Raw genomic sequence first — 20083 nt, forward strand, 5'->3', positions numbered from 1 at the left:
CGAGCGCCGAGACGACCGCCTGGCTGGACAGGCTCGGCCCGCACGAGATGGTGGCGATGGGCAGTTCGCTGAAGCTCTGCCTGGTCGCCGAGGGCGCCGCCGACGTCTACCCGCGGCTGGGCCCCACCTGCCTGTGGGATACCGGCGCCGCCCAGGCCGTGGTCGAGCAGGCCGGCGGCCGCGTGGAAACCCTGCAGGGCGAACCGCTGCGCTACGCGAATCCCGAAGAAACGCGCAACCCCCACTTCGTCGTGTGGGGTGGCGCGAGACGGCCAGATGCACCATAAGAAAACCATGCCGCTTAACGGGAGGTCTCGATGAACATCCTTGTCACCGGCGGTGCCGGTTTCATCGGCTCCGCCGTGGTGCGCGAGCTGATCCACCATACGTCGCATCACGTCACCAACGTCGACAAGCTCACCTACGCCGGCAACCTGGAATCGCTGGCCGCGATCGAGGACAGCCCGCGCTATCGTTTCGTGCAGGCGGATATCGTCGATGCCGAGGCCATGCACCGCGTGTTTCGGGAATGCCAGCCGGACGTGGTGATGCACCTGGCCGCGGAAAGCCATGTGGACCGCTCCATCGATGGCCCGGCCACCTTCATCCAGACCAATGTGGTGGGCACCTCGGTATTGCTGGAAACCGCCCGGGCGTACTGGCAGGCGCTCAAGCAGGATGACCCGACGAAGGCGGCCGGCTTCCGCTTCCATCATGTGTCCACCGACGAGGTGTATGGGGACCTGGGGGAGAGTGAGGCGTCAGGCGTGAGGGGTGAGGGGAGAAGCGGTGAGGCGTTAGGCGTGAGGGGTGGGGGGAGAAACGGTGAGGCGTTAGGCGTGAGGGGTGAGGAGCCTCCCCTCACCAGCGAAGCGCTCACTCCTCACCCCTCACCGGCGAAGCCGCTTTTCACTGAAACCACCCCCTATTCGCCCAGTTCGCCGTATTCCGCCAGCAAGGCGGGCTCGGACCACCTGGTCCGCGCCTGGCAGCGCACCTTCGGCCTGCCGACGCTGGTCACCAACTGCTCCAACAACTACGGGCCGTATCACTTTCCCGAGAAGCTGATCCCGCTGATGATCCTCAACGCCCTGGCCGGCAAGCCGCTGCCGGTGTATGGCGATGGCGGCCAGATCCGCGACTGGCTCTATGTGGAAGATCACGCCCGCGCGCTGGTCCAGGTCGCGACCCGGGGCACGATCGGCGAGACCTACAACATCGGCGGCCACAACGAGAAGACCAACCTGGAAGTGGTCGAGGCGATCTGCGAGATCCTGGACGAGCTGGTCCCGGCTGAGGAGAGAGGGGTGAGGGGTGAGGCACATATCCCCTCACAAGCGAAGCGCTCCCCCCTCACCCCTCACAAGGAACTCATCACCTTTGTCACCGATCGCCCCGGCCACGACCGGCGCTACGCCATCGACGCCTCGAAGATCAAGCGCGAGCTGGGCTGGCACCCGCAGGAAACCTTCGAGACCGGCCTGCGCAAGACGGTGGCGTGGTACCTGGAAAACCGGGAATGGTGGCAGCGGGTGCAGGACGGCAGCTACCAGGGGGAACGGCTGGGTGTGGTGTGAGGAGGAGTGAGGAGTGAGGAGTGAGGAGTGAGGAGTGAGGAGGAGAGCCTATGCGCAAGCACCAGCAGCTGCGAGCGTGGCAGGAATCGATGGAACTGGTTTCGACGATTTATGCTCTGACAGCCACCTTTCCTGCTGAAGAGCGATTCGGCCTGTCCAGTCAGATGCAGCGCGCCGCTGTGTCCGTACCCAGCAATATCGCGGAAGGAGCGGCGCGTGGAAGCAAGGCCGACTTTCTCCGGTTTCTCTACATCGCCAGAGGATCGCTCAGTGAAGTCGAAACCCAGCTGCTGATCGCCCAGCGCCTGGGCTATCTCAATGACCTATCGACCACCGGCCCCCAGCTTGACTCCGTGTTCAATTTACTGGGCGGTCTTATCAAACACCTCAAGTTGACCTCATGACCTACAACGCCTCATCACTTTCTAGCGAAGCACCTGCCCCTCACCCCTCACCAGCGAAGCGCTTACCCCTCACGATCCTCGTGACCGGAAGTACCGGCCAGGTCGGTTTCGAACTGCAGCGCCAGCTTTGCCTGCTGGGCACGGTGCTGGCGCCGACGCGTCGGGAGCTCGACCTGGCGGATGCCGACGCCGTGGCGCAGTGGCTGGAAACCCACCAGCCGGACGTGATCGTCAACGCGGCAGCCTACACCGCCGTGGACAAGGCCGAGGACGATCCCGAGCTGGCCCGGCGGCTCAACGCCGAGCTGCCGGCGCAGTTGGCCGAGTACAGTGCCGAACGTGGCCAGTGGCTGGTGCATTACTCCAGCGATTACGTCTACCCCGGCAGTGGCGATGCCCCCTGGCAGGAACAGGATGCCACCGGTCCGCTCAGCGTGTACGGCCGCACCAAGCTGGCCGGCGACGAGGCGGTGCAGGCCAGCGGCTGCCGGCACCTGATCTTTCGGACCAGCTGGGTGTACAGTGCGCGCGGGCACAACTTCCTGAAGACCATGCTGCGCCTGGGCCACGAGCGCGAGGCTCTGAACGTGGTGGACGACCAGATCGGCGCGCCCACCCCGGCCCGCTTGATCGCCCAGGTCACGGCCTTGGCCCTTCACGCCTCACTCGTCACGCCGCACGCCTCACCCCTCACCAGCGAAGCACTCACCCCTCACCCGGCGTTAGCCGGTACCTACCATCTGGCCCCGCGCGGCGAGACCAGCTGGTGCGGCTTCGCCCGCGAGATCTTTCGCCAGGCCGCGGCCGCCGGGGTCCCCCTGGCGACCACGCCCGAGCGCGTCGCGGCCATTCCCACGGCGGACTACCCGACGCCCGCGACTCGGCCGCTCAACTCCCGGCTGGCGGTCGACAAGCTGGAAGAGACGCTGGGCGTGCGCTTCCCGGACTGGCGCACAGGGCTGGCGTTGACGCTGCAGGAAGTCATGGACCGCGGGTGAACCGCCGATACTGAAGCAAGGACTGGGATAAAAAGGAGTGGAATACCGATCATGGGCCTTTCCATCGAGACGCTGGCCATACCCGAGGTCAAGATCATCACGCCGGCTCGCCATGGCGATGAACGCGGCTTCTTCTCGGAGAGCTGGAGCCGCCCCAGATGGCACGAGGCGGGCATAACCCTCGACTTCGTTCAGGACAACCATGCCTATTCGGCGCAAGCAGGCACGCTGCGCGGGCTGCATTTTCAGGTTCCGCCCTTTGCCCAGGCCAAGCTGGTGCGCGTGGTCCGCGGCGCCATCCTGGACGTGGCCGTGGACCTGCGCCAGGGCTCGCCGACGTTTGGCCAGCATGTCAGTGCCGAAATCTCCGCGCGCCAGGGCAACCAGATCTTGATTCCCGAAGGGTTCGCCCATGGCCTGCTGACCCTGGAACCGGATACCGAAGTGCTCTACAAGGTCACCCAGGTCTATTCCCCGGCGCACGACAAGGGCCTGCGCTGGAACGACCCCGACCTGGCGATCGACTGGCCGATCACCCGCCCGGTGTTATCCGAAAAGGATCGGCAGCAACCCTGGCTGCGGGACCTTCCACGCTATTTCGAATTACCCACCAGCGAGGCGCCATGATCTCCAAGGGCATCATCCTGGCCGGCGGTTCGGGAACCCGGCTCTATCCCATCACCCGTGCCATTTCCAAGCAGCTGCTGCCGGTCTACGACAAGCCGATGATCTATTACCCGCTGAGCACGCTGATGCTGGCGGGGATTCGCGACATCCTGATCATCACCACACCCCATGATGCGGAAGGCTTCACTCGCCTGCTGGGCGATGGCAGTCAATGGGGGCTGTCGTTGCGCTATGCCGTTCAGGCCTCCCCTGGTGGTCTGGCCGAGGCGTTCATCATCGGGCACAACTTCATCGGTTCGGACGGCTGCGCCCTGGTACTGGGCGACAACATCTTCTTCGGCCACGGCCTCACGAGCACCTTGCAGCAGGCGGCGAGGCGCGACTCCGGCGCGACGGTGTTCGGCTATCAGGTCCGCGATGCCCAGCGCTATGGCGTGGTCGAATTCGATGCGCAGGGCACGGCGCTGTCCATCGAGGAAAAGCCGTCGCGTCCGCGCTCCAACTGGGCCGTCACCGGGCTCTATTTCTACGACAACGCGGTGGTCGATATCGCCCGAGGCCTCCAGCCCAGCCCCCGCGGCGAGCTCGAGATCACCGACGTCAATAACCACTATCTGCAGCATGGCGCCTTGCAGGTGGAACGACTCGGTCGCGGCTTCGCCTGGTTCGATACCGGCACCCATGACAGCCTGCTCGAGGCCAGCAGCTTCGTGCAGACGGTCGAGAATCGCCAGGGCCAGCATATTGCCGTTCCCGAGGAGATTGCCTTCCACCAGGGGTGGATCGACCGCGAACACCTGGCGCGCCTGGCGGCGGGATTGAGCAAGAACGCCTATGGCACCTACCTGGCCGAGCTGGCCGGGGACACCTGATGCGCCGGCCTCGCGTGCCGCACCCACGGTGGCTCTTTTACCGGGCCACCGTCATGATCAGCGCCTATGTGATCGCCGAGATCGCGCCGGGCCTGGCCGCTCCGTGGCAGTGGCCGGCTTACGCCTTGGCGAGCCTGCTGCTGGCTTGGGCGCTGTCCGGCATGATTGCCCATGCCCGGCGGCATTGGCGGCGTCGCTGAGCCGGATACTGTTTTTCTTTTCTGTCGGGAGCCGTCGCGGTGAAGCCCAATAGCCGAATCCTCTTTCTACATGTCAACTTCCCCGGGCAGTTTCGCCACCTGGCTCCGGCCCTTCACCAGGCCGGCCATGACGTACGCGCCGTTACCCTGAACGCGCCCCCCGAGAGCGCGTTTCCCGTCACCCGGGCGACGCTGCCACGCGGCAACCCGCCGGACATCGACCCGCTCCTGCGCCAGCTGGACAGCAAGATCATTCGCGGGCGTGCCACCCAGGCCGTGCTGCAAGCCTGGCGCGACGAGGGCTGGGTACCGGACCTGGTCATCGGCCACGCCGGCTGGGGCGACATGATGACGGTGCGCGAGCTCTTTCCGGACAGTCGCTGCCTGGGGTGGTTCGAGTTCTATTACCAGGCCACGGGGCTGGATGCGGACTTCGATGCGGAATTCCCCGTAAGCGAGGAGGCGCGTCTGCGGATTCGCCTGAAGAACCTGTGGCCGCTCTGGATGCTGGAGCACGTCGATGCGGGGATCTGCTCGACCCACTTTCAGAAGGCCACCCATCCACAGGCCTATCACGACAGGCTGCATGTCATCCATGAAGGGATCGATACCCAACGCTTTCGGCCCAACGACAAGGTCAGGGTCTCGCTGGGGGACCGGCTGACCCTGACGCGCGACACGCCGGTGGTCACGTTCGTCAATCGCGACCTGGAACCCTATCGCGGCTATCACGTCTTCATGCGGGCACTGCCCGAGATCCTGACACGCAACCCTGACGCCCACGTGTTGATCGTGGGGGGCGATGGGGTGAGCTACGGCTCGGCACCCGGGGATGGCCGCCGCTGGAAGACGGTCTTTCTCGAGGAGGTCGCCGCCGGGCTCGACGAGCGCCGGGTGCATTTCCTGGGCAGGGTGCCGCACGACACCCTGACGGCACTGATGCAGCTGTCCCGGGCGCATGTCTACCTGACCTACCCGTTCGTGCTTTCCTGGTCGCTGCTGGAGGCGATGAGTTGTGCGGCGCCGATCATCGGCTCCGACACGGCCCCGGTTCGCGAAGTCATCACCTCGGGCGAGAACGGGTATCTGGTGGATTTCTTCGATCGCCAGGCGCTGGTCGATGCCGTCAGCGAGGCCCTGGCGCATCCCGAGGCGATGGCCCCGTTACGCGACCGGGCGCGTCGCACCATCCTCGATCACTACGACCTGCACACCCAGTGCCTGCCCCAACAGCTGGCCTTGATCGACAGCCTGCTGTGAGGGGGCCTCCCGCGCACGGGCCCGCCGAATCCCGGCGGGCCCGCTGACGAGCGACACGGCGCGGGCGTGCCCCGCGCCTGCTGTCAGGCCGTCACTTGGCCGCCAGCCATGTCTCGACCAGCTCGCGGTTGGCCGCCAGCCAGGCCTCGACGCCCTTGTCGGGATCGCCGGCGTCCTCGATGCTCAGCATCAGCTCGGCCAGCTGGGCGTGGCTCATGTGCCAGGCGTCGAGCATGGCGGTGACATCCGGGTGGGCATCGCCGAAGTCCTTGCGCGACATCCACTTGATGTCATCGCCGCCGCCGTAGGCCTGCTTCGGGTCCTTCAGGGGCTTGAGGTCGTACTGGGCGTAGGCCCAGTGGGGCTGCCAGAGCGTGACGGCGATCGGCGCCTCCTTGCGGTAGGCCTCGTCGAGCGCGGCGATCATCGCCGGGCCGGAGCTGTTCAGCTGGCGGAACGGCAGGTCGTAGGCCTCGATCGCGTCGTCGGTCTCGCCGGCGATCGCCGCGCCGGACTCGATGCCGATGACCGTCGGCTGGCCCTGATAGTCGAAGCGCTCGGCCGCGGCCTTGAGGTCCGCGATGGTGTTGATGTCGTCCAGATAGGCCGGCACCACCAGCTCGTCCTGCGCGCCCTCGTACCAGCTGTCGTGGACGTCGATGCGGTCCTTGTAGGGCCTGAGGTACTGGGCGTCGCCGTTGGGCAGCCAGACCTCCAGCGAGACGTCGATGTCGTCCTGCGCCAGGCCGCTGAAGATCACGCTCTTGCCGGTGGAGGTCAGCTCGACGTCGTAGCCCTGCTGCTCGAGCAGCTGCTGCCACAGGTGCGAGACGGCGATGTTCTCCGACCAGTTGTTGGTGCCGATGGTGATCGTGTCGGCCGCGGCAGCCGTGCCGGCGGCACCGGCCAGGGCCAGGGCGAGACAGGTGGTCTTGAGTGCGTTCATGGGCTTCCTTCAGTGGGAGTGAACGGGAGGGACGGGATCAGTCCAGCAGGTCGTCAGCGTAGCCGTAGGTCGAGAGCCGGTCGATGCCGCTTTCGGTGATCAGCACCTGCTCCTCGAGCTTGACGCCCTCGCTGCCGTCGCGGTGGCCGATGTAGGCCTCGACGCACAGCGTCATGCCCGGCTCGATGGCGCCGTCGTAGCCGACGTCGTCCCAGTCCATGTCGTGGGCGATCAGCGGCCATTCGCCGGTCATGCCGCAGCCGTGGACGATATCCAGATAACGGTTCTCGCGGTAGCCCTCGGGGATCGGCCAGGCGCGCCGCGAGTACTCGCGAAAGCTCATGCCCGGCCCGAGCAGGGCGATGTTGCTCTCCAGCTGGTCGGCGGCCATGCGATACAGCGCCTTCTGGGCCGCGCTCGGCGCGCCGGCGCCGGGAACATGGAAGGTCCGCGAGAAGTCGGTGTAGTAGCCGAAGCAGCCGACGATGTCGGTATCGAAGGCGACCAGCTCGCCGGGCGCGATGACCTTGTCGGAGCACTCCTGAAACCACGGGTTGGTGCGCGCGCCGGACGTCAGCAGGCGCGTCTCGGCGTATTCGCCGCCGGTCGCCAGCACGTGCTGGTTGAAGATCGCCCACAGCTCGTTTTCGGTCATGCCGGGACGCAGGGCCGCCTCCATGCGCGTCATCGCGGCTTCGGTCAGCGTCACCGAGCGGTGGATCAGCGCCAGTTCGTCGAGGCTCTTGACCGATTTGGCGCCCTCCATGATGACGGCCGCGTCGGACACCGCGAAGCCGGCCTCACTCAACGCGGCGAACGCCCCGGTGGGGGCCGACTCGACGCCGAGCCGTCGCCCCTGAGTGGCGGACTGCGCGAACAGCGCGCGGATGTCGTCGACGAACGCCGCGGTATGGCGGGCACAGTGCGGGCCACTGTACTGCGGCATCACCGCCCGCGCCGGGCGCACGTCGTCGAGCAGCGCGAGATCGCGGGCCAGGTGCAGGCAGGCGCTGAACTCGAACAGCACCACCGGCCCCTCGGCGGCCACGTAGAGATAGCGCGCCGGGTTGCGCTGGGAATAGACCTGCATGTTGCGGGAACCGCAGGCGTAACGGATGTTGATCGGGTCGAACAGGATCACGGCATCGAGGCCGTGGTGGCGCATCTGCTGGCGCAGCCGTTCGAGCCGATAGCGCTCGACACGTTCGATCAGGGCCGCGTCGATCGCGCGTTCGCGAAAGGCGCCGCTGGCGTAGCCATCGGCATCCAGGGTGTGGCCGGCGGGTTCGCCGGCCAGGGCAACGATCTGGGACATGGAGTTCGCTCGGTCGCTTGCAAAAAGTCGGGAATCGCTTTACCCCCACAAATCGCCACTTGGGCGCTCTCACCGTGGGAGCGAATTCATTCGTGATGAACCAGCCCTGCGGCCCCGCCATCGGGGATAAATCCCCTCCCACAAGTAGCCCATCGAGCCACTTTCCTGTGGGAGCGAATTCATTCGCGAGGCATCGCCGCCAACCGGGGCGTCAGCCCATCAGCCGGTCATGACGGCGCTGGTTGTCGGCGTCGATGTGCTGCTGGGTCACCCGGCCATAGATCTTCCGGGTGTGCTCCAGGCTGCCCATCATGTCCGGGGCTTTCGCATAGCCGAGCAGCGTGCACAGCCGCTGCCCCTTGGCGGCGGCGACGCGGTGCATCGAGTAGCGGCCCTTGAACAGCTGCAGGTCGCCGGTGTTCAGCGTCAGCGAGCGGACCTCGTCGTGATCGCCCTCGAGCACACGCTGCACGCCGGCGAAGTTCTCGTCGCCGGGGCGGCGAATGTCCGGGCAGTACTGGAACTCGCCGCCGCTTTCCGGCCGCCGGGTCATCAGGCTGACGATGAATTCGTTGGTGTCGAAGTGCCAGGGCAGCTCGGTGTCCTCGGGCATGACATTGATCACCAGCCCGGCGATGGGGTCGGCGAACTCGTGGATCACCGGCTCCTCGAGGCAGTCGGCGATGAAGCGCTGGAAGGTCGCGTTGCGGTAGAGCCGCTTGACGATCGCCTGGTCCGGGATCAGGTCCTTGGCGACGAAGCCGTTGGTGTAGTGCTGGAAGCAGCGCACCGGGTGATCCTCGGGCAGGTCGGGATCGTCCGGGGTGACATAGGGATTGACGCTGTTGTCGGAAAAGAATGCCTGGGGCGAAAGCGCCTCGCTCTCCTCGCGCAGCGCCGCGAGCCGGTCCTCGCGAATGAAGCGCGCGAGCAGCGCACAGCCGTCATCATGGAGCTGGGAACGGACACGGGCGACGGCCTCGCGGTAGGCGTCGCTGCCCGGCTGATCGAGCGGGTAGCGCTCGAGATCGATCAGGTCGGCCAGGGCGTCGTCGACGGGGGTGGCGGCGGTACCGGATTCGGGGCGGACGGAAGATGGGGACAGGGACATGAAGACCTCTCGTGCTCCTCGGTTGGATGGCCACGTGACTGGCGCCATAACCTACGCGGCGCACCGCCCCGGGCTCCAATCGGAAATTCGCCGCCGATGTCACGAGATTTTTATCAATTGCCTTCCTCCGCACCGTCAGTCACCTCAATCCGCGTCCGAATACAGCGCGCGCAGTGTGGCGGCCAGCGGCTCGGCGACTTCGCGCACCCGCGGCTCGTCGGCAAACGCCAGGTACCAGGGAACCTGCGGCATCGCCACGTCCAGTGGCCGCATCACCACACGGCCGTCACGGGCGGCATCGCGAACCGCCCAGCGCGAGAGAATGCTCACCCCCTTGCCCGCCGCGACCAGCTCGAGAATCAGCGACACCGACTCGATCTGCACCATGTGCGAGGGATAGACGCCGGCCGGCTGGAAGAAATATTCGAACTCGTGACCCGCCTCGGGAATCACGCTGTAGGTGAAGTGCCGCCCCCCATCGAACACCTCGGGCGGTACCGCCGATGCGTGCGCCGCCGGATGCCCGGGCGGCAGCACCGCCACGGGCGGCGCCTCGAACAGACGCTCGCAGGCCAGGCCGCGCTGCGTCGGCACCTCGATCATCACGGTCATGTCGACACGTCTCGACAGCAGCGCCGCGGTCATCTCGTCCAGGGGCAGGCGCACCAGGTCGATGTCCCGGTCATGGTGTTCATAGAGAAACGGCAGCGCCTTCGAGAAGGTGTCGTAGGGGCCGATGCCCAGGCGCAGCGCCGGCTCGCCGTGACGCGCCAGCTGCCAGGCCTCGAGCTCGGCACTGCGCACCCGGGGCAGGATCTCGCGCGCGGTTTCAACGAGCCGCTCGCCGGAGGCGGTCAGCACCAGCCGCCGCCCCTCGCGGGCGAACAGCGACACCCCGAGGCGGCGCTCCATCTCGCGGATGCGGTGGGTCGCGGCGGGCTGGGTCAGGCCGATCGCGGCGGCGGCGTCGTGAACGGTGCCGTGCGTGGCGATGGCATCGATCAGCACATAGAACTTGATATCGAGCATGGCGTGTTGAAGCGGCGGAAAACGGAGGTGGGATGATAACAGGCCCTCCCGGCACCACGCCGAAGCAATCCGATGGCTCGACTTAACACAGGTTCAGGCGTAGCAGGCTATGCAGGGCTATGCTGCGGGCGTTGCCGGTGAGTGACCCTTCACACCCGGCACCTTCCGAGTTGCGATAAGGAGATCATGATGACTCAGGAACATGGTTACTTCGGCCCGCAGTCTCGCCAGGTGGAACCCGGCGAGCTGCGCGCCTTCGGCGTGACGATCAACAGCCGGCACGGCCGTGCCGGTGAGCTCTGCGAGATGCTGCGCTTCGTGCAGGATGCCGCCACGCTGGGAGCGGCGGAGCACCTCCGGCGCGTCCACTTTGATTCCGACAGCGGTGTCTGCCATATCGATGTCGATGATCGGGCACCCCTGCATGGCAGTGTCGAGCACCGTCTCAATCAGGCGGCCCGCAAGCACCTGTCGCGCTTCACGCTGTGCGGTGCCAACGAGCTGGGCGAGGTGCTCGGCCGCCAGCTGGTGCCGCAGCCCGCACCGGAGGACTGGAACGCCCCGGCGGACGTGGCGACGGATGCCGCCACGACAGGCGACAGCGACGCAGTATCGGCGACGGCCGCCGGCGAGGCACCGGAATTGCGCTGAGTGCCCTATCCCGACACCCTGCTGCGCACAGGGTGTCAGAGATCGACCAGGCACCATTCAGCCGATGAGCAGCCCATATTCGGTCCACCGCTCTCGTGTTTACCCGATGGAGCTGATGGCTGCCTCCCCTGGAGGGAGAAGATTCCCAACTTACCGAGGACCGGACAGGGAGACTTGCCCAGGCCGTGGCCTCCTGTGTGAATTCACTTCCCCGAGCATGCCAGCCAGGCGGCCAATCGCTCGTTTCGGATATTGCGAATTTTGTTTATTTCGAATAGCCTGGCAAGTAACGCTAGAACACGAAACGGCAGCCAGCAGTAGCGGGCTGCGTGGAGGTCATGCCATGAACACCGCCACCCAAGATACAGTGCCCGACAACCTCGAGCTCACCCGCCTGGCCAGGGCCAGCGCCACCGAGCTCAGCCAGCTGCTCCGCGAGCGTCCCGAGAGCGACCGGGCGCATATCAAGCTGGATGGGGCAGACCTGGTGCTGCCCCGTCAGGCGTTGGTGCTGCTGCGTGACCTGCTGACCGAGATGGCCCAAGGCAATGCCGTGACCATCCTCCCGACCCACGCCGAGGTGACCACCCAGGAAGCCGCCAACATGCTCAATGTCTCGCGGCCGCATCTGGTCAAGCTGCTCGAGGAGGGCGTGATACCCTTTACCCGGGTGGGCACGCATCGGCGGATTCGCCTGCAGGATCTGCTGGCCTACAAGCGCCAGCAGGAGGAGGCCTCCGAGGTCGCCCTGCAGGAACTGGCCGACCAGGCCCAGGATCTGGGCATGGGCTACTGATGCGCTTCGTGGTCGTCTACGACGCCTGCGTGCTCTATCCCGCGCCCTTGCGGGACCTGCTGATGCGCCTGGCCACCACGGGGCTGTTCGCCGCACGCTGGACCGAGCAGATCCACGATGAGTGGACGCGCAACCTGCTCAAGAAGCGCCCCGAACTGGCGGAGGCGCTGCCGCGCACCGTCGAACTCATGGAGCGTGCGGTGCCGGACGCCCTGGTCACCGGGCACGAGCCACTGATCCCGGCGCTCGAGCTGCCCGATCCCGATGACCGCCACGTGCTGGCTGCGGCCATTCGCGCCGGAGCGCAACTAATCGTCACCTTCAACCTGAAGGACTTTCCCACCAACACCCTGGCCGATTTCGGGATTGAGGCCGTCCATCCCGATACCTTCCTGGAGCAGCAGTTCGAGCTGAGCGAGGGGCTGGTGCTCAGGACCGTCCATCGTCACCGCGCCAGCCTGCGCAAGCCGCCGAGAAGCGTCGATGAGTATCTCGATACCCTGGCCGCCTGTGGCCTGATCGTCACCGCAGACAGGCTGCGGGAATTCACCGATGTCCTGTAACGGATAGGGAAGCGCTGATCAATTGGCTAAAGTGCTCAGAGTGGCGCAATCATCGCGTCAGCGATCACATTCTGACCACCCCAGGTTGAAGTGGTCCAATTGAAGCCACGGCCCCGGCTGGCGCGGTTTCTGACGGAGTTGGGGGCATCAGGGTATCGACTTCGACGTTGTGCCCCCAGATATGCCCCCTTGGATGGGGGCATGTTAAGAAATGCTATGAAACGTCCAGACACAAGAAAGGGGCCCGGAGGCCCCTTCTCATGCGGTTTCTGAAGTGTTGTGGCACCTTCTGAAACCCTTGTTTGGTGGAGGCGGCGGGAATTGAACCCGCGTCCGCCGGCACTCGCCCATTGGCTCTACATGCTTAGTTCCGTCTTTTGTTTTAGCGTTACTGGCTCCGACGGGCAGGATCCAGCAACGCGAGCCTTCTTAAGTTTGACGATTGACGTGAAGGCGCCGCCAATCGCGATCCCATTACTTTGCGCTCATCTCCCGTCCACGATGAATGGGCACATCGCTTCGGGGCCAGGCTAACACCAGCAGGTTTTACGCTGCCAGTGCGCCCTGAGCGTAGTTTTCGTCGTTTGCGACTATTTAATCGTGATGTTGGATTTACGAGATACATCACGCTCTCGGCATGCACCGCAGGGATTGCAACCGGCGTCGAAGCCATGTCGCCCCCGTTGAACTCTCGTACTCTAGCAGATGGGGACCCGGTCGCGCCAGTTCAAGGGGCGCGATCAGTTGTTTTCACGCATGATCCGCGCCTTCTGGCGGTTCCAGTCGCGCTGCTTCTCGGTGGCGCGCTTGTCGTGGAGCTTCTTGCCCTGCACCAGCGCCAGCTCGCACTTGACGAGGTTCTTCTTCCAGTACAGCTTGAGGGGCACGCAGGTGTGGCCCTTGTCCTGGGTGCGCGAGAAGATCCTGGCGATCTCCTTGCGATGCAGCAGCAGCTTGCGGGTCCGCGTCGGGTCGGCCAGCACGTGGGTGCTGGCGGTGTTGAGCGGCGTGAAGTGGCTGCCCAGCAGCCAGGCCTCGCCATCCTTGATCAGGATGTAGGTATCGGTCAGCTGGGCCTTGCCGGCACGCAGACTCTTGACCTCCCAGCCAGCCAAGGCCAGGCCGGCCTCGAAGGTCTCTTCGATGTGATACTCGAAGCGTGCCTTCTTGTTCAGGGCGATGGTGTTGCCGCCCGGCTTGTTGGCTTTTTTCTTGGCCATGGGTCCTCTGTGTTCGCTACGCTCTGCCTGAAAAATGCCTGCGCTCGCCCATACGGCGTTAAAAATTGACTCGGGCGCGAGTCCGATCAAAATGCTCGCTTAAGCCTTGTAAACTCCGCTTTTTCGTCAATTTTTGCCTTGTCTGGCCATCGCTCGTCGATTCTTCAGGCAGCGCTTGGGTCCTGTCGACAGCCCTCCAACATGGGGCAAGGCGTGTTACCATTCAAGGGCTTGGCGTGATGATTCCCATGATACGCGCAAGCCCGAGTCAAGTCAGCGGAGAGGTGCATGCCCACGGTCAATCGGTCCGCACTGGTGCGACATTCCGCCCAGGCCATGTTCGATCTGGTCAACGATTTCGAGCGTTACCCGGAGTTTCTGCCCGGCTGCCGCCGCGCGCGGCTGATCGAGTACGACCAGGAACACCTGGTCGGCGAGCTGACCCTGGCCAAGGCCGGTGTCGAGCAGAGCTTCACCACCCGCAACGACCTGTACGCGCCCGAGCGCATCGAGCTGTCGCTGGTCAGCGGCCCGTTCCGGCGCCTGCAGGGCCAGTGGCTGTTCATGCCCATGGGCGAACAGGCCTGCAAGGTGGCGCTGGAGATGAACTTCGAGTTTTCCAATCGCCTGCTCGGCATGGCCTTCGGCAAGCTGTTCAGCCAGATGGCCGGGCAACTGGTGGAGGCATTCACGCGCCGGGCCGACGAGGTCTACGGGCGTGGCTGACGCCGTGCGGGTCGAGGTGGCCTTCGCCCTGCCGCAGCGCCAGGTGATCGTGCCGCTGAGCCTGCCGCCGGGCACCTCGGCACGCGAGGCGGTGCGACGGGCGCATCTGGAACGCCATTTCCCCGACCTGCCCGCCGAGACGTTCGCGGAGTCCGAACTGGGCATTTTCGGAAAGCGCCTCGACGCCCCCGAGCAGTACACGCTGGCGGACGGCGATCGCGTCGAGCTCTATCGCCCGCTGCGCATCGATCCCAAGCAGGCGCGCCGCCTGCGCGCCGCCCGCAAGCGCTGACTCACTGGGCGGGCGTGGCGCCCTCGACCGCCCCGGTCGCCGGCTCGCCGCCATGCGGCGCGCGGTTGGGCGTGGTGTCGAGCAGGTTGCCGGGCAGCGCGTCTTCCTCGATGGCCGGTCCCGCACTGGCATCCACCTTGAGGTCCACCTTCTTGTCGATGTCGCCGCTGGTGCGCATGTCGACCAGCCGATCGTCGGCGAAGGTCAGGGTCAGGCGCTTGTAGACCGTGCCGCCATAGGCCTTGTCGAGCAGGAAGACATAGTCCCACTGACTGGCGTCGAAGGGTGTCTCGAGCAGCGGGCTGCCCATCACGTACTGGACCTGCTTGCGGGTCATGCCCGGCTTGAGCTGGGCCAGCATTTCCTGAGTAATGAGGTTGCCCTGCGGCAGGTCGCGCTTGTAGACGCCGAAGTAGCTGCAGCCGGCCAGCAGCCCCAGGGCGAGCGAAAAGATGACTATTTTGATCAGGTTTTGCATTTGGCCCCGTTCTTCACTATCGTTGCTCTGGCCGATCATACCCGACCCACCACGATACTGCGAAGAGTTACCATGGCCGATCAGAACCATGAACTGCGCCGTGCAGGCCTGAAGGTCACCCTGCCGCGCGTGAAGATCCTGCAGATTCTCGAGCGATCGAAGGACATGGAAACCCACCTCAGCGCCGAGGACGTCTACAAGGCGCTGCTCGATGCCGGTGAGGATGTGGGTCTGGCCACGGTATACCGCGTACTGACCCAGTTCGAGGCCGCCGGCCTGGTGGTGCGCCACCACTTCGACGGCGGCCACGCCCTGTTCGAGGTCTCCCAGGAGGAACACCACGACCACATGGTGTGCCTGGAAAGCGGCAAGATCGTCGAGTTCTTCGACGAGGCCATCGAGCGCCGCCAGCAGGAGATCGCCGAGGAACACGGCTACGAGCTGGTCGACCACGCCCTGGTGCTGTACGTGCGTCCCAAGGACGCCGAGGCCCCCCGCCAGTAGGCCGGCCCATCCCCCGGCAGGACGGGCCGGCGCTGGAGCGCCCGCTTCAGGACCTGCCGGGATAGTTCTCGGAATGCCGCCCCACCCGATTGACCGATTCCCCGCCATCGACGAACAACACCTGCCCGGTGGCAAAGCGATTGTCGAGCAGATAGTCCAGCGCCTGCCCCAGCTCTTCCACCTCGCCCTGGCGCGCCAGCGGGATGCCCGCGTAGCGCCAGGCCAGGTAGTCGCTGGTGCGCTGCGCGGCCGGCAGGATGACGCCGGGGGCAATGGCGTTGACGCGGATGGCCGGCGCCAGCTCGATCGCCGCCATGCGCGTCAATTCGGCCAGCGACTTCTTCGCCAGCAGGTAGGCGGCATAGGCGTGCTGTTCGAAGGCGATCTTGTTGTCGACGATATTGATGATCTCGCCGGCATCCACCCGCCGGCCGAACGCCCGGGTGAGCAGGAAGGGCGCGAAGAGGTTGACCCCGAACTGGGTCTCGAGCTGCTCGCGGGCCGTCTCGCGAATGTCGCCGGGTGCATAGGTCGAGGCGCTGTTGACCAGCAGCGCCAGGGCAGGAAAGCGTGCGATAACCCGCTCGATCAGCCCCTCCACGTCGCCCGTGCGGAAGTCGCAGGCGAACGTCTCGCAGTCACGTCCCTGATGTCGAATCGTCGCCGCGGTTTCCCCGGCCGCCGCCGCGGAATGGTGGTAGTGCAACGCAATATCATAGCCGCGCCGGGCCAGATGCAGGGCGAAGAAGCGGCCGACGCGCGTGGCGCCGCCGGTAACGAGAGCGGCCTGGCGATCGGTCACGAGCAGGACCTCCTGGATGACGGCAAGAGACGGGAGACACCGCGCGTCGGCGGCGGTCCGCCACCAACATACGCAGCCGCCGTCAGCGCGACAAGTCCACGCCCAGCAGATGACCCAGCGCCTGAGTGGCGTAGGTCGCATGCGGTACCGTCACGCTCTCGAGATCCCCGGCCCGGCAGCGCGGGCAGGGCTGCACGCCTCGCGCGCCTCGGCGCTCCACATAGACCAGCGCCTGGCAGTGACGACATAGAAACAACGCACGGCGTGACTCGGCCATGACACCCCTCCCCTGACACCATCCCTTGCTCGTGCCGGTCTCGGCCGGCTTGATGTCTTCAGTGTGTCAGGGCCCACGCGGGCGTCTAGATGAAAACCATGACGCCGGCAGCATGAACCGAACCGGCCTCTCGCCTGTCGCAGGACTGAGAAAGGTGGCGCCGGCGGCACGATGGCGAGTCGCCCGGCATTCAACCACCCTCGAGGGATATGCCACACTGATCCTGAACCGTCACGCAAGGAGCCTGCCTCATGATCAAGCAGACCATTACCTGGCGCGAGGTGCCGGGCGAAGGCGACAACGGACCGCGCTACGAGGTCTACGACAGCGATACCGGCACCGTCATCGGCACCTATGACAGCCGCGAGGCCGCTCAGGAAGAAGTGGATGCCATGAACCGGTCCGACGTGGAAGGCCGCGGGAGCGGCCATCGCAAGCAGGAAGCCGATCCCGCCGGCGGTTGACGGCGGTCAGGCGGTCTCTTCGTATCTCACGACACGTCACGGCGCGATCAACAGGCGGCACGCTCCGCCCGGTCGCGCCAGGAGTTTCCGGCCGCCGCCATGAGCCTTTCCAGGTCATCGCCATGGCACTTGAAGGCCCGGCAGTCGGCACAGTGAATCGCCTGCTCGCTGTCCGCGGGCATCGGCAGCAGAAAGCGCTCCCCGCCGCACACGTGGCATTGCAGTTCCAGCGTTACCGTCAGCATGGTCGTCCCTTTCCGTTGTTTGCTCCGCACTCCCGGCCTCGGACGGCCCGGCCGTGCTCCCCCTGCGGGAGGCCCATGGCGTGCCGGGTTGATCTCGGCACTCTTGTGTACAAGAATTGTACACTATATAGCTATCCGGGCCCCTGCGCCATCGCCGGCATTATTCCGCCACGCCGTGACAGGGTCGTGAAAGCCACCACGACGCGCGGCTCGGGCCGCGAAGGCGGCGATGTTATCATCAGGGCCTGCTAATTCCACAAGAATGGCGAGACGCGCCACATCACATGGAGGTTCGACGTGCTGAAACCATCCCCGCGCTCCTGGCTGGGGTACGGCCTATGGCTGGCCCTGGTCCTGTTCACGCTGCCGGCGCTGGCTCAGCCGTCGGCGTCGGCATCCCCCGATGCCGATTCCGGCCCGGCCTACGCCACGCTGGCCGATCTGCTCGAGAACGACGCCTCGCGCCACCAGCTGATCGAGGAGCTGCGCCGCCTCGCCGACACCACCGGCACCGCCGGCCAGGCCGCGGACACGTCAGCCCCCGCCGCCCCGGCGCCCGAGAACATCAGCCTGGCCCGACACATCGCCGAGATGACCAGCGACATCGCCAGCGACGCCGGCACCCAGCTCCACAACCTGGGCCGGGCGCTGATGGGCATCGTCTCGCCGCAGGATCACGCCGGCCCGGGGATCGACCTGGCGGCATTGAGCAGCGCGGCGATCAACCTGACCCTGGTGATCGTCGCCACCTTCGTGGTGTTCTTCCTGCTGCGCCGGCTGATGCACCCGCTGTTCGTGCGCATCAGTCACTGGTCCCGCCAGGGCGAGACGCGCAGCGCCCTGCTGCGCCTGGTGGTGGCCGTCGCCATCGCGGCGCTGATCGACGTGGTGGTGATCGCCCTGGCCTATGTCGGCGGCAACCTGATCGCCACCTTCGCCATCGGCGAGAGCGGCAGCCTCTCCACCCAGGCCTCGCTGTTCCTCAATGCCTTCCTGGTCATCGAACTGGTCAAGGCGGCCCTGCGCATGCTGCTGTCGTCGCACTATGACGGCCTGCGGCTGATTCCCACCGATGCCGCCAACGCCGCGCACTGGAACCGCTGGCTGGCCACACTGACCGGCTTCGTCGGCTACGGCATGCTGGTGCTGGTGCCGATCGTCAACTTCAACCTGTCGCCGGCGCTGGGCAAGGGCATCGGCCTGCTGGTCATGATCCTGGCCTTCATCTATGCCACCACCATGGTGCTGCGCAATCGTCAGGCGGTGCGCGAGGCGCTCGACGCCAAGGCCGAACAGGCCACCATGAGTCCCAGCCGGGTCGGCCTGCGGCTGCTCGGCCGCGTCTGGCACTGGCTGGCCATCGCCTACTGCCTGATGGTGCTGCTGGTGAGCATCGTGCGCCCCGAGTCCGCCCTGCCCGACGTCGCCGTCGCGACGCTGCAGTCGCTGATCATCGTCGGCGTGGGCATGCTGCTTTCGGGCAGCCTGACCCAGATCATCGGCCGGCGCATCACCCTCTCCGACGAGCTGCGCCGCCGGCTGCCGCTGCTCGAGGTCCGCCTCAACGCCTACATCCCCACCTTCCTCAAGGTGATCCGCACGATCATCCTGGTCGTGGTGGCCATGCTGGTGCTCAACGCCTGGGGCGCCTTCGACCTGGCCGCCTGGTACGCCACCGCGGCGGGCCGCGACATCGTCAGCAAGGTCATCGACGTCATCGTCATCCTCGCCGTCGCCGCGGCGGTGTGGATCGCCCTGGCCAGCCTGATCGAGCACCGCCTCAATCCGGAAACCGGCAGCGGCGAGCCCTCGGCCCGCGCCAAGACCCTGCTCAGCCTGTTCCGCAACGCCCTGGCCATCGCTCTGGTGACCATGACCGCGATGATCGTGCTCTCCGAGATCGGCATCAACATCGGTCCGCTGATCGCCGGCGCCGGGGTGATCGGCCTGGCCATCGGTTTCGGTGCCCAGAAGCTGGTGCAGGACATCATCACCGGGGTGTTCATCCAGGTGGAGAACGCCATGAATACCGGCGACGTGGTCACCGTGGGCGGGGTGACCGGCACCGCCGAGCGCCTGAGCATCCGCTCGGTGGGCATCCGCGACCTGGCCGGCACCTATCACATCGTGCCCTTCTCCAGCGTCGACACCGTCTCCAACTACATGCGCGAGTTCGGCAACCACGTCGGCGAGTACGGCATCGCCTACCGCGAGAGCATCGACGACGCCATCGCCCAGCTGGAGCTGGCCTTCGAGGACCTCAAGGCCGGCGAGCACGGCCACAAGCTGCTGGCGCCGCTCACCGTGGCCGGCGTGACCGCCCTGGCCGACAGCTCGGTGAACATCCGCGTGGTGATCAAGACCACCCCGGGCGACCAGTGGGGCGTGGGCCGGGCCTACAACCGCCTGGTCAAGCTGCGCTTCGATGCCGCCGGCATCGAGATCCCCTTCCCGCATACCACGCTGTACTTCGGCGAGGACAAGGACGGCAGCGCCCCGGCGGCCAACATCCGCCTGGTCGAGAATCGTCGCCAGGCCGCGGACACCACCCGCAGCGAGCCCGTGGCCGACGGCGAGGCCCCGGTCTACCGGGTCAGCGATCCCTCGCACAGGAAGCCCGACGAGGACGACGTCGACGCGCCGCAGGAGCGCTGACACACGTCTCGGTCATTTCCCGACCGACGCAAAAAGGGGCTGCCTGCGGGCAGCCCCTTTTGCGTCGTACC

The 20083-nt window shown here is 66.0% G+C and carries 25 protein-coding genes and 1 other RNA gene; 16 read left to right on the top strand and 10 right to left on the bottom strand.

Translation table 11 applies throughout. The features are described from left to right. The 8 genes from KGQ91_RS03090 to KGQ91_RS03125 form a co-directional block, all read left to right on the top strand. The coding region (locus KGQ91_RS03090) for a 3'(2'),5'-bisphosphate nucleotidase CysQ family protein (RefSeq protein WP_318010235.1) at positions 1–287 on the top strand (287 nt) is incomplete at its 5' end. Positions 288–317: 30 nt separating this feature from the next. After that, positions 318–1577: a dTDP-glucose 4,6-dehydratase gene (locus tag KGQ91_RS03095; protein ID WP_163649704.1), complete on the top strand. Its 1260-nt coding sequence runs from the start codon at positions 318–320 to the stop codon at positions 1575–1577. Positions 1578–1627: 50 nt separating this feature from the next. Then, positions 1628–1981, top strand: a complete 354-nt coding sequence (locus tag KGQ91_RS03100; protein ID WP_163649703.1) for a four helix bundle protein — start codon at positions 1628–1630, stop codon at positions 1979–1981. A gap of 80 nt (positions 1982–2061) precedes the next feature. After that, positions 2062–2979: a dTDP-4-dehydrorhamnose reductase gene (rfbD, locus tag KGQ91_RS03105; protein ID WP_224420233.1), complete on the top strand. Its 918-nt coding sequence runs from the start codon at positions 2062–2064 to the stop codon at positions 2977–2979. A 51-nt stretch (positions 2980–3030) separates the two neighbouring features. Further along, complete coding sequence (gene rfbC, locus KGQ91_RS03110) at positions 3031–3606, top strand: dTDP-4-dehydrorhamnose 3,5-epimerase (RefSeq protein ID WP_163649701.1); 576 nt, start codon at positions 3031–3033, stop codon at positions 3604–3606. After that, entirely contained in the window at positions 3603–4478 is an 876-nt protein-coding gene (gene rfbA, locus KGQ91_RS03115; protein ID WP_163649700.1) for a glucose-1-phosphate thymidylyltransferase RfbA, read from the top strand. Before rfbC ends, rfbA begins: the two co-directional genes overlap by 4 nt. A 53-nt stretch (positions 4479–4531) precedes the next feature. After that, positions 4532–4678: a hypothetical protein gene (locus tag KGQ91_RS03120; protein ID WP_163649699.1), complete on the top strand. Its 147-nt coding sequence runs from the start codon at positions 4532–4534 to the stop codon at positions 4676–4678. A 39-nt stretch (positions 4679–4717) separates the two neighbouring features. Continuing rightward, a complete protein-coding gene (locus KGQ91_RS03125; RefSeq protein WP_163649698.1) occupies positions 4718–5938 on the top strand; it encodes a glycosyltransferase in 1221 nt (406 codons plus the stop codon). 91 nt (positions 5939–6029) lie between these two features. Here KGQ91_RS03125 and KGQ91_RS03130 read toward each other — a convergent pair whose 3' ends face one another. From KGQ91_RS03130 to KGQ91_RS03145, 4 genes are all read right to left on the bottom strand, one after another. Beyond that, entirely contained in the window at positions 6030–6884 is an 855-nt protein-coding gene (locus KGQ91_RS03130) for a glycine betaine ABC transporter substrate-binding protein (RefSeq protein WP_163649697.1), read from the bottom strand. 37 nt (positions 6885–6921) lie between these two features. Further along, positions 6922–8199 (bottom strand): M24 family metallopeptidase, encoded by a 1278-nt coding sequence (locus KGQ91_RS03135; protein ID WP_163649696.1) that lies wholly within the window; start codon positions 8197–8199, stop codon positions 6922–6924. Between the two features lie 211 nt (positions 8200–8410). After that, the gene (locus tag KGQ91_RS03140) at positions 8411–9310 is read right to left on the bottom strand and encodes a HalD/BesD family halogenase (protein WP_224416320.1); all 900 of its coding nucleotides are present in this window, start codon (positions 9308–9310) and stop codon (positions 8411–8413) included. A 144-nt stretch (positions 9311–9454) separates the two neighbouring features. Continuing rightward, positions 9455–10339 carry a LysR family transcriptional regulator gene (locus tag KGQ91_RS03145; protein ID WP_224420234.1) on the bottom strand — a complete coding sequence of 295 codons (885 nt, stop codon included), beginning with the start codon at positions 10337–10339 and terminating at the stop codon, positions 9455–9457. 189 nt (positions 10340–10528) lie between these two features. Here KGQ91_RS03145 and KGQ91_RS03150 point away from each other — a divergent pair, with 189 nt between their 5' ends. The 3 genes from KGQ91_RS03150 to KGQ91_RS03160 all read left to right on the top strand — a co-directional run bounded on the left by KGQ91_RS03150 (position 10529) and on the right by KGQ91_RS03160 (position 12349). Further along, a complete protein-coding gene (locus KGQ91_RS03150; protein ID WP_224420235.1) occupies positions 10529–10990 on the top strand; it encodes a hypothetical protein in 462 nt (153 codons plus the stop codon). Positions 10991–11333: 343 nt separating this feature from the next. Further along, positions 11334–11786, top strand: coding sequence for a helix-turn-helix domain-containing protein (locus KGQ91_RS03155; RefSeq protein WP_224420236.1), 453 nt, complete (start codon positions 11334–11336; stop codon positions 11784–11786). Beyond that, entirely contained in the window at positions 11786–12349 is a 564-nt protein-coding gene (locus tag KGQ91_RS03160) for a PIN domain-containing protein (protein ID WP_224420237.1), read from the top strand. The genes KGQ91_RS03155 and KGQ91_RS03160 overlap by 1 nt, the downstream gene beginning before the upstream one ends. 303 nt (positions 12350–12652) lie before the next feature. Here KGQ91_RS03160 and ssrA read toward each other — a convergent pair. Both ssrA and smpB read right to left on the bottom strand, forming a co-directional pair. After that, positions 12653–13031: a transfer-messenger RNA gene (gene ssrA / locus KGQ91_RS03165) on the bottom strand. Positions 13032–13089: 58 nt separating this feature from the next. Beyond that, positions 13090–13569 (bottom strand): SsrA-binding protein SmpB, encoded by a 480-nt coding sequence (gene smpB, locus KGQ91_RS03170; RefSeq protein ID WP_224416315.1) that lies wholly within the window; start codon positions 13567–13569, stop codon positions 13090–13092. A 288-nt stretch (positions 13570–13857) separates the two neighbouring features. On the opposite strand from smpB, the gene KGQ91_RS03175 reads away from it, so the two are divergent. Continuing rightward, positions 13858–14295: a type II toxin-antitoxin system RatA family toxin gene (locus tag KGQ91_RS03175; RefSeq protein WP_163649690.1), complete on the top strand. Its 438-nt coding sequence runs from the start codon at positions 13858–13860 to the stop codon at positions 14293–14295. Then, complete coding sequence (locus KGQ91_RS03180) at positions 14288–14587, top strand: RnfH family protein (RefSeq protein WP_224416314.1); 300 nt, start codon at positions 14288–14290, stop codon at positions 14585–14587. The genes KGQ91_RS03175 and KGQ91_RS03180 overlap by 8 nt, the downstream gene beginning before the upstream one ends. A 1-nt stretch (position 14588) precedes the next feature. Here the strand turns inward: KGQ91_RS03180 and KGQ91_RS03185 are convergent, their stop codons facing one another. Next, a complete protein-coding gene (locus KGQ91_RS03185; RefSeq protein ID WP_224416313.1) occupies positions 14589–15065 on the bottom strand; it encodes an outer membrane protein assembly factor BamE in 477 nt (158 codons plus the stop codon). Positions 15066–15137: 72 nt separating this feature from the next. On the opposite strand from KGQ91_RS03185, the gene fur reads away from it, so the two are divergent. Continuing rightward, positions 15138–15569: a ferric iron uptake transcriptional regulator gene (fur, locus tag KGQ91_RS03190; protein ID WP_224416312.1), complete on the top strand. Its 432-nt coding sequence runs from the start codon at positions 15138–15140 to the stop codon at positions 15567–15569. A gap of 46 nt (positions 15570–15615) precedes the next feature. Here the strand turns inward: fur and KGQ91_RS03195 are convergent, their stop codons facing one another. Both KGQ91_RS03195 and KGQ91_RS03200 read right to left on the bottom strand, forming a co-directional pair. Beyond that, entirely contained in the window at positions 15616–16371 is a 756-nt protein-coding gene (locus tag KGQ91_RS03195) for an SDR family oxidoreductase (RefSeq protein ID WP_224416311.1), read from the bottom strand. A gap of 82 nt (positions 16372–16453) precedes the next feature. Further along, positions 16454–16648, bottom strand: coding sequence for a hypothetical protein (locus tag KGQ91_RS03200; RefSeq protein WP_163649685.1), 195 nt, complete (start codon positions 16646–16648; stop codon positions 16454–16456). Between the two features lie 251 nt (positions 16649–16899). Between KGQ91_RS03200 and KGQ91_RS03205 the strand changes: the two genes are divergently transcribed. Beyond that, a complete protein-coding gene (locus KGQ91_RS03205) occupies positions 16900–17112 on the top strand; it encodes an RNA-binding protein (RefSeq protein ID WP_224420238.1) in 213 nt (70 codons plus the stop codon). Positions 17113–17159: 47 nt separating this feature from the next. On the opposite strand, the gene KGQ91_RS03210 is transcribed toward KGQ91_RS03205, so the two are convergent. After that, positions 17160–17357: a hypothetical protein gene (locus KGQ91_RS03210; RefSeq protein WP_224420239.1), complete on the bottom strand. Its 198-nt coding sequence runs from the start codon at positions 17355–17357 to the stop codon at positions 17160–17162. Positions 17358–17654: 297 nt separating this feature from the next. Here KGQ91_RS03210 and ybiO point away from each other — a divergent pair, with 297 nt between their 5' ends. Next, positions 17655–20012, top strand: coding sequence for a mechanosensitive channel protein (ybiO, locus tag KGQ91_RS03215; RefSeq protein ID WP_224420240.1), 2358 nt, complete (start codon positions 17655–17657; stop codon positions 20010–20012). Positions 20013–20083: the final 71 nt, after the last annotated feature.

The sequence above is a fragment of the Modicisalibacter tunisiensis genome (assembly GCF_020148005.1).
GTDB classification, from domain to species: domain Bacteria; phylum Pseudomonadota; class Gammaproteobacteria; order Pseudomonadales; family Halomonadaceae; genus Modicisalibacter; species Modicisalibacter tunisiensis.

Bases quoted from the DNA above. Each gene is read 5' to 3' on its own strand.
- KGQ91_RS03120 (WP_163649699.1), top strand. From the start codon at position 4,532: ATGATCAGCGCCTATGTGATCGCCGAGATCGCGCCGGGCCTGGCCGCT.
- fur (WP_224416312.1), top strand. From the start codon at position 15,138: ATGGCCGATCAGAACCATGAACTGCGCCGTGCAGGCCTGAAGGTCACC.
- KGQ91_RS03160 (WP_224420237.1), top strand. From the start codon at position 11,786: ATGCGCTTCGTGGTCGTCTACGACGCCTGCGTGCTCTATCCCGCGCCC.
- KGQ91_RS03175 (WP_163649690.1), top strand. From the start codon at position 13,858: ATGCCCACGGTCAATCGGTCCGCACTGGTGCGACATTCCGCCCAGGCC.
- KGQ91_RS03155 (WP_224420236.1), top strand. From the start codon at position 11,334: ATGAACACCGCCACCCAAGATACAGTGCCCGACAACCTCGAGCTCACC.
- KGQ91_RS03210 (WP_224420239.1), bottom strand. From the start codon at position 17,357: ATGCTGACGGTAACGCTGGAACTGCAATGCCACGTGTGCGGCGGGGAG.
- KGQ91_RS03150 (WP_224420235.1), top strand. From the start codon at position 10,529: ATGACTCAGGAACATGGTTACTTCGGCCCGCAGTCTCGCCAGGTGGAA.
- KGQ91_RS03145 (WP_224420234.1), bottom strand. From the start codon at position 10,339: ATGCTCGATATCAAGTTCTATGTGCTGATCGATGCCATCGCCACGCAC.
- rfbA (WP_163649700.1), top strand. From the start codon at position 3,603: ATGATCTCCAAGGGCATCATCCTGGCCGGCGGTTCGGGAACCCGGCTC.
- KGQ91_RS03095 (WP_163649704.1), top strand. From the start codon at position 318: ATGAACATCCTTGTCACCGGCGGTGCCGGTTTCATCGGCTCCGCCGTG.
- KGQ91_RS03135 (WP_163649696.1), bottom strand. From the start codon at position 8,199: ATGTCCCAGATCGTTGCCCTGGCCGGCGAACCCGCCGGCCACACCCTG.
- KGQ91_RS03185 (WP_224416313.1), bottom strand. From the start codon at position 15,065: ATGCAAAACCTGATCAAAATAGTCATCTTTTCGCTCGCCCTGGGGCTG.
- KGQ91_RS03130 (WP_163649697.1), bottom strand. From the start codon at position 6,884: ATGAACGCACTCAAGACCACCTGTCTCGCCCTGGCCCTGGCCGGTGCC.
- KGQ91_RS03100 (WP_163649703.1), top strand. From the start codon at position 1,628: ATGCGCAAGCACCAGCAGCTGCGAGCGTGGCAGGAATCGATGGAACTG.
- KGQ91_RS03200 (WP_163649685.1), bottom strand. From the start codon at position 16,648: ATGGCCGAGTCACGCCGTGCGTTGTTTCTATGTCGTCACTGCCAGGCG.
- smpB (WP_224416315.1), bottom strand. From the start codon at position 13,569: ATGGCCAAGAAAAAAGCCAACAAGCCGGGCGGCAACACCATCGCCCTG.
- KGQ91_RS03205 (WP_224420238.1), top strand. From the start codon at position 16,900: ATGATCAAGCAGACCATTACCTGGCGCGAGGTGCCGGGCGAAGGCGAC.
- rfbC (WP_163649701.1), top strand. From the start codon at position 3,031: ATGGGCCTTTCCATCGAGACGCTGGCCATACCCGAGGTCAAGATCATC.
- KGQ91_RS03140 (WP_224416320.1), bottom strand. From the start codon at position 9,310: ATGTCCCTGTCCCCATCTTCCGTCCGCCCCGAATCCGGTACCGCCGCC.